At 49.1% G+C, this 13,001-nt stretch carries 12 protein-coding genes and 1 pseudogene; 3 read left to right on the top strand and 10 right to left on the bottom strand.

Going from position 1 to position 13,001, the window contains the following annotated elements:
- Positions 1–66: 66 nt before the first annotated feature.
- From ACKX14_RS09165 to ACKX14_RS09150, 4 genes are all read right to left on the bottom strand, one after another.
- On the bottom strand, positions 67–1,383 hold the full coding sequence (locus ACKX14_RS09165) for an ABC transporter substrate-binding protein (RefSeq protein WP_422446871.1): 1,317 nt from the start codon (positions 1,381–1,383) through the stop codon (positions 67–69).
- A 309-nt stretch (positions 1,384–1,692) separates the two neighbouring features.
- Positions 1,693–2,652 carry an ROK family protein gene (locus ACKX14_RS09160; protein ID WP_422446869.1) on the bottom strand — a complete coding sequence of 320 codons (960 nt, stop codon included), beginning with the start codon at positions 2,650–2,652 and terminating at the stop codon, positions 1,693–1,695.
- 17 nt (positions 2,653–2,669) lie between these two features.
- A complete protein-coding gene (locus ACKX14_RS09155; protein WP_422446868.1) occupies positions 2,670–3,149 on the bottom strand; it encodes a ribonuclease toxin HepT-like protein in 480 nt (159 codons plus the stop codon).
- The gene (locus ACKX14_RS09150; protein ID WP_422446866.1) at positions 3,146–3,529 is read right to left on the bottom strand and encodes a nucleotidyltransferase family protein; all 384 of its coding nucleotides are present in this window, start codon (positions 3,527–3,529) and stop codon (positions 3,146–3,148) included. Before ACKX14_RS09150 ends, ACKX14_RS09155 begins: the two co-directional genes overlap by 4 nt.
- Before the next feature lie 283 nt (positions 3,530–3,812).
- Between ACKX14_RS09150 and fba the strand changes: the two genes are divergently transcribed.
- On the top strand, positions 3,813–4,742 hold the full coding sequence (fba, locus tag ACKX14_RS09145) for a class II fructose-1,6-bisphosphate aldolase (RefSeq protein ID WP_422446864.1): 930 nt from the start codon (positions 3,813–3,815) through the stop codon (positions 4,740–4,742).
- Here the strand turns inward: fba and ACKX14_RS09140 are convergent.
- The 3 genes and pseudogenes from ACKX14_RS09140 to ACKX14_RS09130 form a co-directional block, all read right to left on the bottom strand.
- A pseudogene (locus tag ACKX14_RS09140) lies at positions 4,743–5,995 on the bottom strand (MFS transporter). It abuts the gene before it with no gap.
- A 773-nt stretch (positions 5,996–6,768) separates the two neighbouring features.
- Complete coding sequence (locus ACKX14_RS09135) at positions 6,769–6,951, bottom strand: hypothetical protein (RefSeq protein ID WP_422446862.1); 183 nt, start codon at positions 6,949–6,951, stop codon at positions 6,769–6,771.
- Positions 6,952–7,041: 90 nt separating this feature from the next.
- Positions 7,042–7,590 carry a metal-dependent transcriptional regulator gene (locus ACKX14_RS09130; protein WP_422446860.1) on the bottom strand — a complete coding sequence of 183 codons (549 nt, stop codon included), beginning with the start codon at positions 7,588–7,590 and terminating at the stop codon, positions 7,042–7,044.
- Positions 7,591–7,731: 141 nt separating this feature from the next.
- Here ACKX14_RS09130 and ACKX14_RS09125 point away from each other — a divergent pair, with 141 nt between their 5' ends.
- Positions 7,732–7,971: a FeoA family protein gene (locus ACKX14_RS09125; protein WP_422446858.1), complete on the top strand. Its 240-nt coding sequence runs from the start codon at positions 7,732–7,734 to the stop codon at positions 7,969–7,971.
- Positions 7,972–7,986: 15 nt separating this feature from the next.
- A complete protein-coding gene (feoB, locus tag ACKX14_RS09120) occupies positions 7,987–10,134 on the top strand; it encodes a ferrous iron transport protein B (protein ID WP_422446856.1) in 2,148 nt (715 codons plus the stop codon).
- Between the two features lie 2 nt (positions 10,135–10,136).
- On the opposite strand, the gene pstA is transcribed toward feoB, so the two are convergent.
- From pstA to ACKX14_RS09105, 3 genes are all read right to left on the bottom strand, one after another.
- Positions 10,137–10,973 carry a phosphate ABC transporter permease PstA gene (gene pstA, locus ACKX14_RS09115; protein WP_422446854.1) on the bottom strand — a complete coding sequence of 279 codons (837 nt, stop codon included), beginning with the start codon at positions 10,971–10,973 and terminating at the stop codon, positions 10,137–10,139.
- Positions 10,974–10,975: 2 nt separating this feature from the next.
- The gene (pstC, locus tag ACKX14_RS09110) at positions 10,976–11,869 is read right to left on the bottom strand and encodes a phosphate ABC transporter permease subunit PstC (protein WP_422446852.1); all 894 of its coding nucleotides are present in this window, start codon (positions 11,867–11,869) and stop codon (positions 10,976–10,978) included.
- Positions 11,870–12,034: 165 nt separating this feature from the next.
- A complete protein-coding gene (locus tag ACKX14_RS09105; RefSeq protein ID WP_422446967.1) occupies positions 12,035–12,874 on the bottom strand; it encodes a phosphate ABC transporter substrate-binding protein in 840 nt (279 codons plus the stop codon).
- Positions 12,875–13,001: the final 127 nt, after the last annotated feature.

Genomic DNA, 13,001 nt, shown 5'->3' with positions numbered 1-13,001 from the left:
TAACCTCCTAAACTTTATGTAATCAATAAAGGGGCTCAACTTGCTGTCAAGCCCCTATATCGTTTATTAACGCTTGCTCCAATCCGGGAAGGCCGGGATGGGTTCCTTCGTCTGATAATCCGTGGGCCAGACGGCTTCGTAAACGCCGTTCTGTATTTGTGTCATGACTGATGCCGAGTAAATGTTCTGGCCGTCATCTCCGAATTTAATTTTCCCGGAAACAAAGTACGGAGCGGCAAACTCCTGCGTTTTTAGGGCTTCGAGTACCTTTGCCGGCTCAGTGGTGCCCGCCTTGTTTATGGCTTCGGCGATGACCATGGCGGAGGCGAAATCCTCCAGGGTGGGACCGTCGATGTCAACTTTAGACCTGGCTTTGTATATTTCGTTTATTTTTGCAAGATCCGGCATCTTGGAGAAAAGAGCCGATGTGGTGGCATTGGGTCCCGAGAAATAGTCGGCGTCCTTGCCCAGGTTCACCACAAATTGCGGGTCCTGATACCCGCCGCAGTAAGAAAGCACCACCTTTGGCACCACGTTTAATTCTTTATATTTCTTCACAAACTGGGTCATGTCGCCGATATAAGACGCGTGGAATATGGCGTCGGGTTTGGCCGCCTTAACCTTCTGGGCTTCGGTGTCCACATTGGAAACGTTGGCGGGGTATTTTATGTCGGCCACCAGTTCAAATCCGTCGGCTTTGTAATTCTCTATGATTTTCTTGACCATTTCAAAGGCGTGCACACCGTATTCGTTATCGATGTATACGACGGCCACTTTCTTGATTCCCGCGCTGTACTTTTCGTTCAAAAACTTCAGGTAGTCAAAGAAAAGTTTGGTCTCCATGCCGTCGTGAGGGGCTATCCTGGTAAACCACTTGAGGCCCCTTTCGGTCAGGGCTGCGGAACTGGAAGAACCGGCCACAAAAGGTATCTGGAATCTCTCTGCCACCTGGCTGGCGGGCTTGGTGGCGGAGCTGTGGTAGCACCCTATGAGGCCGACCACCTTTTCATTCTGTATGAGCCTTTCAGCTTCGGATTTGGCCACTTCGGGGTTTGCCTGGTGGTCTGCAAAGATGAATTCCACCTTCGCCCCGTTCAGATTGGAAAGACCCGCGCTCTTGGCCAGTTCCATACCGATTTCCGGGTGCTCTCCGTTTATGATTTCCTGGGCCGTCTCTATGGCATATTTCAGCTTGACGCCGGTGGCCGCCGCGGAACCCGAGAGCGGCAGTATGGCGCCGATTTTAACGGTTTTGGCCTCTTCCTTAGCAGCTTGATCCTGCTTTGCGGGCTGCTCCTGCGCCTGTTTTTGCTGGCCGCATCCCGCCTGGATTAAACCCGCCACAAAAAGCAGCACAAGAGTCAAAGCCAAAAATTTTTTCATGACAGAACCCCCCTAATTCTTTTTATTTTTCCCAGCCCAAAAGCCGGATTAATATATCATTTACAACCATGGTAATTAAAAATTCCGGCTGTTATTAATATTCGACATATATTTAAAAAGTCCTTCCTGAATCTTGTTGCAATTCATTGCAATTTCCACTTTTCCGACTTCGCTGCATATTGTATACAATTCATCTTATAAATTACTGCTTTTTGATCTCTGCAGAGATCGGAAATACTGATAAAGCCCGAACTATTTATCGCCCGATTTTTCTAAAATATTAAAGGAACCGGCATCCCCGCCGGCACCTTATTTTTGCGTGCTCCATGCCACCGCAGCCGCTCCGATTATACCCGCAGCGGCGCCCAGCGCGGCTTTCACCACCCGGAGATCTGCCGTATTCGCCTTTAAAGCCCTCTCTTTCATCACGCGAATCATGGTCTCGTAAAACATGTCCCATTCGTTGGTGAGGCCCCCGCCCATGGCAATCAGGCCGGGGTTGTAAGCGTTTATCACATTGGCAAGGCCGACCCCCAGGTAAAACGCCTCTTTTTCTATAAGTTCAAGGGCAAATTCATCGCCTTCTTTTGCCGCGGCAAACACGTGCTCGGCTTTAATGCCTTCCTGCCCCGCCATTTCAACAAGCCTGCTGTTCCTTCCGCCCCTGATTCCTTCTCTGGCAAACCTCGCCAGTGCCGTGCCCGAAGCGTAAGCCTCCCAGCAGCCCCTGTTGCCGCACCCGCACCTTGGACCGTCAAAGTTTATGGTGGTATGGCCTATTTCCACCGCATTGCCGTATTCTCCGGTCAAGAGTTTGCCGTCCACCACAAAGCCCCCGCCTATCCCGGTGCTCACAGTTATGTACATAAAGTTTCGCACGTTTTTTCCCGCCCCGTATAAATTCTCCGCCAGAGCCGCGGCATTGGCGTCGTTTTCCATAACTACGGGAAGGTCAAATTCTTCCCGCATCAGGGCGATAAGTGGTATATCACGCCAGCCGGGCAGATTGGGCGGATTTTTCACAATGCCCCTTTTTCTGTCCAGCGGCCCCGGTACCCCTATGCCTATGGCGGCGATTTGTTTTTTGTCCATGTGGGTCTTTTCCATAAGATCATACACGGCCTTTTTCATCCTGCCGACAACGGCATCGGGCCCTTCGTGAGCCAGAGTGGGGAGGGTTTCCCTGGCCAGTATTCTGCCTCCGGCATCCATTATGCAACTTGCAATCTTTGTGCCACCAAGATCTATTCCCGCGACATAACCTGACATCCTGCCAGCCCCTTTATTTAATTTATATGCAGTTTCTTTAAAAACTCACAAAACCCATGGAGCTCTTCCTCAGCTTCTTTAAATACTTCTTCAACATTTTCTACAAGCTTTTGAATCCTATCCATCTTAAAATTATGAGCGTAAACATTTCTGACTATATGTCGAAAAGCTCTGTATTCATCGAGCGTCTGTAACAAATTTCCGGAAATAACAGCCGGTCTGACTCTGGGTATTTCGGTGGCCATCTGTTTTAATAATTCCTGATGCCAGCTATTTCCGGAGGGTTTTAATTCATCAATGTCTTCAGCAATTCTTTCAAATATTCTCTCCAAGCCGCTATAAAAATCATGTAAATTTAAGGCGACACTGTCCAAATATAGAAAATCTCCCAGTTCTCTTGCTTTATCCCATGCGCTTGTCGCCCGCTCGACACTTTTTTTTATCTCTGAAAGTTCCTGTTCAATCCGTCCCATCAGGGTAAAGTATTTATTAATCATATTTTTAAGCCCTCCCTTTCAATGGCTTTCTTCAAATCGTCACCGCACTCTTCAGGATCAACCAAATCAATTTTAATTTCGGAATTTAAAGATATCATTTCAGCCACAGCCTTATAAAAGAAATCGTCGGGTATACCCCAAACAGCCAGGTCGATATCAGACCATTTTGTAAATTTTTCAGGATTTGTCAATGAGCCGAACACGAAGACCTTTTTTGCACAGTATTTGTCATACAATATCTTGGCGGCTTTTCTGGCTATATCCCATGCCTTATAGTATCTCTGCTGCAAATCCATTTTTTCCTTCTCTTCTTTTTCCTTTAAAAAATTGCGATATTGTTCCATATCATCTGAAGTCAAATCTTTTGCGGTTTTTGCCATAAAGACACCTCACCGGATTTTTAATGATAAGCACTTTCAGCCGCGCAAAAGGCCTGCCCAAAAAGCCGGTCTAAAACCTCTCATTCCGTCTATTCCAATCATATCAATTCTTGAATTTTTTGTAAATGGTACCTCGTTGAGGCAGATAACAAGCCGATCTTTAGTATATATTTATTATTGTAGATATTTATAGAGTGTTATATAATTCTTTTAGTATTACAAGTTGGATAATTTTTTTGTTAAGCTCAGTAAATGGAAAAAATAAATTTGAGGAGGTTTTATCATGCCGCTTGTCACATCAAAGGAAATGTTTAAAAAGGCCTATGAGGGTCATTACGCCGTAGGCGCCTTTAATGTCAACAACATGGAAATAATTCAGGGGATTGTGGAAGCTGCAAAAGAGGAAAACGCCCCCCTGATTCTCCAGGTTTCCGCGGGGGCGAGGAAGTACGCAAAGCCCGTCTACCTCAAAAAGCTGGTGGAGGCGGCGGTGGAAGATACGGGTCTGCCCATAGTGCTCCACCTGGACCATGGCGAGAACTTCGAGATTTGCAGGGCCTGTGTTGACGACGGCTTTACTTCCGTTATGATAGACGGCTCAAAACTGCCCTTCGAGGAAAATGTCGCCCTTACCAGAAAAGTCGTGGAATACGCCCACGAGAGGGGGGTTGTGGTCGAGGCGGAATTGGGCAGGCTTGCCGGTATTGAAGACAATGTCAGCGTGTCCGACCGGGAGGCCACTTTCACAGACCCCGACCAGGCGGTGGAGTTTGTGGAGAGGACGGGAGTGGATTCCCTGGCCGTGGCCATAGGCACCAGTCACGGGGCATATAAATTCAAGGGGGAGCCCAGGCTGGATTTTGAGCGCCTGGAGAAGCTCACAAAAATGCTTCCGGGATTTCCGCTGGTGCTGCACGGGGCTTCCACCGTCCTGCCGGAGTTCGTGGAGCTCTGCAACAAATACGGCGGAAATATCCCCGGGGCAAAAGGCGTTCCGGAGGAAATGCTTAAAAAAGCCGCCGGTATGGGCATCTGCAAGATAAACATAGACACCGACCTTCGCCTTGCCATGACAGCCTCCGTGCGCAAATACCTGGCGGAAAATCCGCCGGAATTCGACCCCAGAAAATACCTGGGCGCGGCCCGTGAAGCCATAAAAGAGATGGTAAAGCACAAGATAAGGAACGTGCTCGGCTGCAGCGGAAGGGCATAATCAACAGGCCGCTTCTTGTCTTTTCAGGAACTGGACCATGGCGTATGCCGCAGCAGCGCAGCCTATGATACCTCCGGCGGCAAAGGCCACCCGGGCGCCAAATCTGCCCGAAAGGTAGCCTGAAAACAGGCTGCCTATGGGGGCCACTCCGCCGAATACCAGGGAATAGACACTCATCACCCTTCCCCTGAGATAATCCGGCGTATTTACCTGAATAGTGCTGTTGGCCGAGGCCGTGAAAGTCACCATCATCCAGCCGGTGAAAGCCAGGCAAAGCATGGCCAGCCACCGGGCTTTGATGGACGCCAGGACAATCTGGGATGCCGAGAGTCCAAAAGCCGCACCTATAAGGATTTTTGGGGACGGCCGGTGAGCGGTGGCCGCCAGCGTTACGGATCCAACCAGCGCGCCGACGCCCAGAGACGACATCATGAGGCCGAACCCCTGCTCCGAAAGCGAGAAGACTTTTTTGGCCAACACCGGGACCAGTACGTTGAAATTCAATGAAAACGTACTTATCTTATCATGGCAATGAGCATAACGGTAATAAAAACCACCGGCGTTTTTCGAATGTATCTCAGCCCTTCTTTTATGTTATCAAGGACGGGCTTAGAAGTTTTCTGCGGCGGCGTATCGTTTCCGGATTTCGGCGGTATTCGGATCATTAAAATGCCGCAAATTACGGCGATAAAGCTGAGGGCATTTAAATAAAAGCACACCGCAATGCCGAACAGGCCCATTACAAATCCGGCCACGGCGGGGCCCAGGAGCCTGGCTGCGTTGAATATGGCGGAGTTCAGGGTTATACCGTTCATCAGGTCCTCCTTCCCCACCAGTTCAACGATGAAAGCCTGCCTCGCCGGCATATCAATGTTGTTTACAAAGCCAAGAATCGTGGCCAGAATCAATATGTGCCAGTATTTTATGAGATTTGTGGCCGTGAGGGTGGCCAGGATAAAGGCCAGAATCATTAAAGAAGTCTGGGTGAAAAGCAGTATTTTCTTTTTTTGAAACCTGTCCACGAAAACTCCCGCGAAAAGGGAGAACAGCAGCACCGGTGTGAATTGGAGGGCGCTAACCAGGCCCAGTTTAAAAGAGGAATCGGTAATTTTAAGCACGAGCCAGGATTGCCCGATGTTCTGCATCCATGTGCCAATGAGGGAAACGCACTGGCCGGTCCAGAAAATCCTGAAGTTACGGTGGGTCAATGCGGGAAAATGCTCCGCAACCCACACTTTTATTTTGTTTTGCATTTTTTACATTCTCCCAATCGATTATTTTAATTTTCCCGTCACCTATTGAACATGACCTGATTGAATATATTAAAAATTGTTCTTTATGTTTTCTTAAATTCCTGCTGATTAAAAAAATCGATCGGTTTTTAAATTAAAAAACCGAGGGTCGCGGGCATGGAAAAAGCCCCGATTTCATCACATGAAAACATTTCATGCGGCAAAATTATTTTAAACCATCTATTGAAAGTTCTATAATATGTTGTAAAATTTACTATATAGAACAACCAGAACATCACTTTTAAGAAGAGGGGTGAGCTGATATGCCCAATGCCAACAACTTTTTCAACATGCCCCGTCATCAGGGAGACAAAGGGCGAGGAAATTTTCCGGCGGCGATATATGTATTCAATTTTATCTGCAGGCCACACAATTATTTTAATGTTATTCAGAACATCAAAAACACCATACCGAGTCTCGACGAAATTTTACGGGAAGTTAACCGGAATTTTTCCGGCGGCTTCACACCTCATAAATTTTCTAAAAATCCAACCGGTTTAAAACTCAAAAATCCCGGATTTTATACGGGATCTCCAAAAAGAACCAGTGCACCGGCTTCCGGCAATAAAAACCCTCATTGTAAAAAAGGTTACTCTAACCGGGTATACAGGTATAGGACCGGAAAGGCCAAAAGGAAAATCAAAGTCATATATGAAATCACCGAGCAGAATTAAAGGCCGCATTTCCGCCATTCTCTCACAAAAAGCCCCGATGGTTGTAAAACTATCGGGGTTTTAAATTGCCGATTTATTCTGCAGAAACTTTTTGTGCCAGCGCCATTTTGCGCCGAAACTGCCATCGGAATTCAGTGCTTTCTGCATCATGTAGTCAACAGGAGTGAAGCCCTGGCTGCTTTTCCAGTTTGCAGGGTCCATGCCCAATTTATTCAGTGTAACAATTGCCTCGGCAGTATCCACCACCGGATCATCCGGATAGGGCGGTCAGCACCATCACATTGTCATAAATACCGCTGCCAAAATAATAACGCGAGCCGGCTGTCAAGCTCTTCAATTGCGGCCCTCCTCCGAAAACAGCATCTTATGTAGCTCTTTTGCCGCGTTGCAAATGCCAAACCCCTCATTCTCCCGTGCAATTATAAATTTCTTCAATCTTTCGACTATATCCGGATTTTTAGTGAAAAATTCATTGAGTAACTCTATATTCCTGACGGAATCTATGCTGAGGTAATGCTCTATCATTTCGGTTTCTTTCAGGATGCAGCTTTCCCTTACGCCAATATGCCGCAGGAAGGTCTCTATGGTCCTGTGCCGGGCCAACAGAAAATCGCCGATTTTCTTTCCTTTTTCCGTCAGCTGTATGATTCCATACTTTTCATACGCCAGCAGCCCTATCTTCGCCAGTTTTTGAACCACCTTGGTTACCGACGGCGCCTGTACGTTCAACTGTTCGGCCAGGGAATTGATCCGCACAATTCTATTGCCTTCACACTGCCGGCTTATCATTTCCAGGTAATCCTCCATGCTGGCCGTCAGGTACATTTTATTTTTTCTCTGCATCTCGTAACCCCTGAATGTAAAAAACTCTTTTTTCTTCATCCTGCCCAGCCTTCCCGAACAAATTCGGCGGTAACACATACCCTGCCGAAATCATACATTAATTTTAGGAAATAATTTTTCCCACCACTAATTTTATGAATGACGGGAAAAAAATATCACCTGCTGATGGAGGACACCGCCATGAAGAAAAATTTAATTCCCTTAAATATGCTGCCGCCGGGCAGTTCCGGTAAGGTCAGGGTTATAAACGCCGAGGGCGGGGCCAGAAGGAGGATGCTGGACCTGGGCCTTATAGACGGAACAAAGGTGGAAGCCCTCCGAAAAAGCCCTCTGGGAGACCCGGTGGCCTTTCAGATCAGGGGTGCGGTAATCGCCCTCAGGACGGAGGAATCGTCGAAAATACTGGTGGAAATCTGCTGAAAAGGAGGTGCTACTATGGGCCTGACCGGTCAATCCACCTGGGTGGGAACCCTGAAAGAAAATTTTCGACCCGACACGACGGCAGGCGACAGCCTTGTTGTGGCACTGGCCGGCAACCCCAACACCGGAAAGAGCACCGTCTTTAACAGCCTGACGGGATTAAACCAGCATACGGGAAACTGGCCGGGTAAAACTGTGGCCAACGCCAGGGGCGTATTTTCATATAAAAACAAAAAATTCGTGCTGGTGGACCTTCCGGGAACTTATTCACTGATGGCCGGTTCGGTGGAAGAGGAGGTTGCCAGAGATTTTATTTGCTCAGGCAAAGCTGTCGTCACCGTGGTGGTGGCCGACGCCACGTGCCTGGAAAGAAATCTGATTCTCGCGCTGCAGGTTTTGGAAATAACATCAAGAGTTGTGCTGTGCGTCAATCTCATGGATGAGGCCAGAAGAAAAAATATACGGGTCGACCTGAAAAAATTGTCAGAACTGCTCGGCGTACCCGTGGTGGGCACCAGCGCCAGGGATGGAGAAGGCTTGGATGAATTAAAAGAAGCCATCCATGCAGTGGCTGTGGGAGAAATAAAATGCTGTCCGCCGGTCATAATCTACGACGAAATTATCGAAAGCAATGTCAGACTCGTTGAAACGCATATAGCAAAAATTGCGGGGTTGACTGTAAACGCCAGATGGGCGGCCCTCCGCTTTATTGAAGGTGATCTCGCCCGGCTTGAATCCTCCGGGATGTATCCGGGATGTGCACCGCAGCAAAATCATGAGCTGACCGTGCTTCTTGATCAGGTTAAAAAATCGTTGCATGAACATAATGTGGATTCCGAGCATCTGAGGGATGTGCTGGTTTCGCGCATCGTAAAACTGGCGGAAGAAATAGCCGGCAGTGCGGTCGTCGCCGGTCACAGCTCCTACAGCCGGCTGGACAGGAAAATAGACGACGTCCTGACTTCAAAAATCCTGGGGTTCCCCATAATGGCCGCCCTTCTGGGGATGGTACTCTGGATAACCATTGTCGGCGCCAATTACCCGTCGGATCTCCTGGCTGCGGGTTTTTTCTGGTTTGAAGGCAGGCTGACAGATTTCTTTCTCTGGGCAGGGCTGCCGGGATGGCTGCACGGCCTGCTGGTCCTGGGAATGTACCGCACTCTGGCCTGGGTCGTATCGGTAATGTTGCCCCCCATGGCCATATTTTTCCCCCTTTTTACTCTGCTGGAAGACCTGGGTTACCTTCCGAGAGTTGCTTTTAACCTGGATAATTTTTTTAAAAAGGCCTGCGCCCATGGGAAACAGGCGCTTACCATGTGCATGGGGTTCGGCTGCAATGCGGCCGGGGTCACCGCCTGCAGGATCATAGAATCCCCAAGGGAGAGGTTTATTGCCGTCATCACCAACAATTTCGTCCCCTGCAACGGGCGCTTCCCAACACTGATAACGCTTTCCGCCATATTTTTTGCAGGGTCAACCGGAGCGTTTCAATCTCTGAGCGCGGCCGTCACCCTTCTGGGAGCCGTAGTATCGAGCGTAATTGCAACACTCGGGGCATCCTTCATATTATCCAAGACACTGCTTAAAGGGGTGCCGTCGTCCTTTTCCCTGGAACTGCCTCCCTACCGGAGGCCCCAGGTGGTCAGGATACTGGTGCGTTCCCTGCTGGACCGCACCATGTTCGTGCTGGCCCGTGCGGCGACGGTGGCGGCCCCGGCCGGAGCAATCATATGGCTCATGGCCAACACTTCGGTGGGCGGTTTGAGTATCCTTGACCGCTGTGCCCGGTTCCTCCAGCCCTTCGCCTATCTCTTGGGTATGGACGGGTATATACTCACGGCATTTATACTGGGGTTCCCCGCCAATGAAATAGTAATTCCAATAACCGTCATGAGTTACCTATCGGCAGGGTCGATGCTCGAACTCAACAGTCTTTCGGCTTTGAAAGATGTAATGACGGCAAACGGCTGGACCCGGCTAACAGCCCTGTGCACCATGCTGTTTTCGCTGAACCATTTTCCCTGCGGCACCACCATGCTCACCATATTAAAGGAAACTCAGAGTCGGAAATGGTCCTTTATTGCCTTCTTTATGCCCACCCTGACGGGGATAATAATATGCTTCGTCGTGGCCCAGACCGCCCGTCTCCTGGGGCTTGTGTGAGGTCAGCGTACCGCTGCAAACCGGCTCTTGACAAAATGGGCCATGAGATTTAACGCCAGCACCGTTATGATGAGCACAGCGGCCGTACCGAAGGCCACATCCATGGCACCGACTTCCATGGCCACCAGATATATGTGGAGCGCCAGTGTCCTGGCAGGGTCAAAAATGGAGGTGGGGACCAGTACCGAACCGCCCAGAGTTAAAAGCAGCGCCGCGGTTTCCCCCACTATTCTCCCAATGCCAAGGATTACACCGGTTACTATGCCCGGCATGGCCGCCGGTAATACCACCCGGGTGACGGTCTGCCATCTGGTGGCTCCCAGAGCGTAACTTCCCTCCCTGTATTCTCTGGGGACAGATTTAATAGCCTCTTCCGAAGATCTTATCAGCACGGGCAGGATCATAAAAGTGCCGGTGAGAGCGCCCGATATTATGGACCACCCACGGGTCACCGGGTGCAGTAAAACCACAAAAAACGCAAATCCGAAAAGGCCAAAAACGATGGACGGCACCGCCGATAGCGCTTCATTGCCGAATCTTATCAATTTGACCCAGAAGCTCTGGCGGGAGTACTCGGTCAGGTAAACCGCCGCCGAAATCCCGAGGGGGATTGAAAAAAGCATGGTAAAGAGAGTGAAAAATATGGTGCCAACGATGGCGGGATAAATGCCCCCTTCTTTCCCCATGGCTCTGGGAACGTCGGTCAAAAACTCATAATTTATCATCTTTACGCCGCGGGATAAGATATAAAACAGGATTACCAGAAGTACGCCGACGGTAGACAGAGCGCTGATCCACAGCAGGATTTTTACCAATTTCTCTTCCGTTTTGGGATTCACTTTTAATTTACCCCCTTGCCCGCTACTTTCAACGCGACAATGTTCAACACTATGATCATCGCGAAAAGCACGATGCCCGTTCCGAAGAGAGCCTGAGTATGAGGTCCTGCCGCCGCATAGGCAATCTCCACGGCAATGTTGCTGGTGAGGGTTCTTACCGGGGAAAAGATGGAAGTCGGAATGTTCACGGTGTTACCCGCCACCATTATGACGGCCATTGTCTCTCCGATGGCCCTTCCCATGCCGAGAATTATGCCGGCAAAAATTCCGGACCTGGCGGTGGGTATGACAATCCTGGAAACCGTCTGCCATTGAGTGGCGCCCAGGGCGAGAGAGCCTTCCCTTAATTCCCTGGGAATCGCCCTGATGGCGTCCTCGGATATGCTTATGATGGTGGGCGAAATCATGATGGCGAGAATTATGGATGCTGCCAGGATGCTGTACCCGGCCTGAAGCTGGGGTGGCAGCTGATGGGAAAAATGCCTGATTTCAATTGCTCTTATGATGGGTACTATGGTGGTCATGCCGAAAAGACCGTATATGACTGAAGGAATGCCGGCCAAAAGTTCAATGGCTGGCCTAACTACAGCCTCTGCTTTTTTTGGAGCAAACTCCGTCAAAAATATGGCCGTGGCAAGACTGAGCGGCACTCCGATTATGAGAGCGCCAAAAGTGACGGCTACACTCCCAACAATCATGGGAAATATCCCAAAAACTCCCGAGAGCGGCTTCCACTGTCTTCCCGAAATAAAATTGATAAGTCCCACCTTCTTTATAACCGGATAGCCTTCCATAAATACAAAAATCGCTATCATCAATATTGCTATAACGGAAATGAAAGCGCTGGCCAGCAACAACTTTTCGTAATATTTTTCCAGCTTTTTATCGTCAAACATGCCCTTCCCCTCTCTACGCAAAGCAAAGGGTGGAGTTTGTCCACCCTTTGCTTCGGCCAAAATTGGTTTTAACATGCTAAAAGCGGTTTCGCATCATGGATTTGCTCATCGCTTTATTATATTATTAATATATACCTTACTATGCCATAATATCTTTATGTTTTGCTATTTTACCGGAATATATTCCTTACCAACTATGCTCTGACCTTCAGGGCTTAAAACAAAATCGATATACGCTTTTACAATGCCGCCGGGCTCACCTTTTGTCAGATACAGGAAAGGTCTTGAAATCTTGTAAGAACCGTTGAGCACATTGTCTTTGGTGGCCTCAACACCCTCTACCTTAAGGGGCTTTATTTCATTGTTGATGTAGCCAAAGGAGATGAAACCTATGGCGTCGGGATTGCCGGCCACGGCGGTCCTCAGGGCGCCGTTGCTGTTCTGGATTATGGCTTTATCGGTGAATTCGGCGTCTTCCCCTATGGTCAATTCCTGAAAAGCCCCACGGGTTCCGGAACCCGCTTCTCTGATTATAACTGTGATGGGGGCATCCTTGCCTCCAAGGTCTTTCCAGTTAGTGATCTTGCCGGTAAATACCCCTTTGATCTGTTCCATTGAAATGTTTTCCACCGGGTTGTCGGGATGAACTATTACCGCAATGCCGTCTTTTGCAATCACCGTTTCTTTAACGGTGCCCTTCTCCGTATCTTTTAACTCTCTGGAAGAAGCGCCGATATCGGCCGTGCCCTGCTGGGCCGCTTTTATTCCCGCTCCGGAGCCCCCTCCGGCTACGTTTATCTTAACTCCGGGGTACTTTTGCATGAAAGCCGCCGCCAGTTCTTCCGACAGAGGCTGAACCGACGTGGAACCCGCTATCTGTATGGAACCGCTCAATTTCTGCTCCCCATTCTGCTGTTGCCCCTGCGATTGGGCGTTGTCCCGGGATTTCTGCCCGCACCCCGCCACCGCCAGGGCAACAGCCACCGCAAAGACCAATGTTACCATCAGGATGCTTCGCTTTTTCAAAATGATTCTCCCCCTCTTAAAAATTTTATATTTGATTCTAGTGTAGAAACCCTACTTTTTTACTTCTTTTCCCGAACCTTGAAAATTTCATAAGGAATGTTTTGGA

This window comes from Thermorhabdus hydrogeniformans (genome assembly GCF_049310025.1).
In the GTDB taxonomy this organism is placed as follows: Bacteria; Bacillota; Thermosediminibacteria; order Thermosediminibacterales; family Tepidanaerobacteraceae; genus JBJYKD01.
The sequence above is the reverse complement of the archived record's forward strand: the minus strand, read 5'-3'. Positions and strand labels throughout refer to the sequence as shown.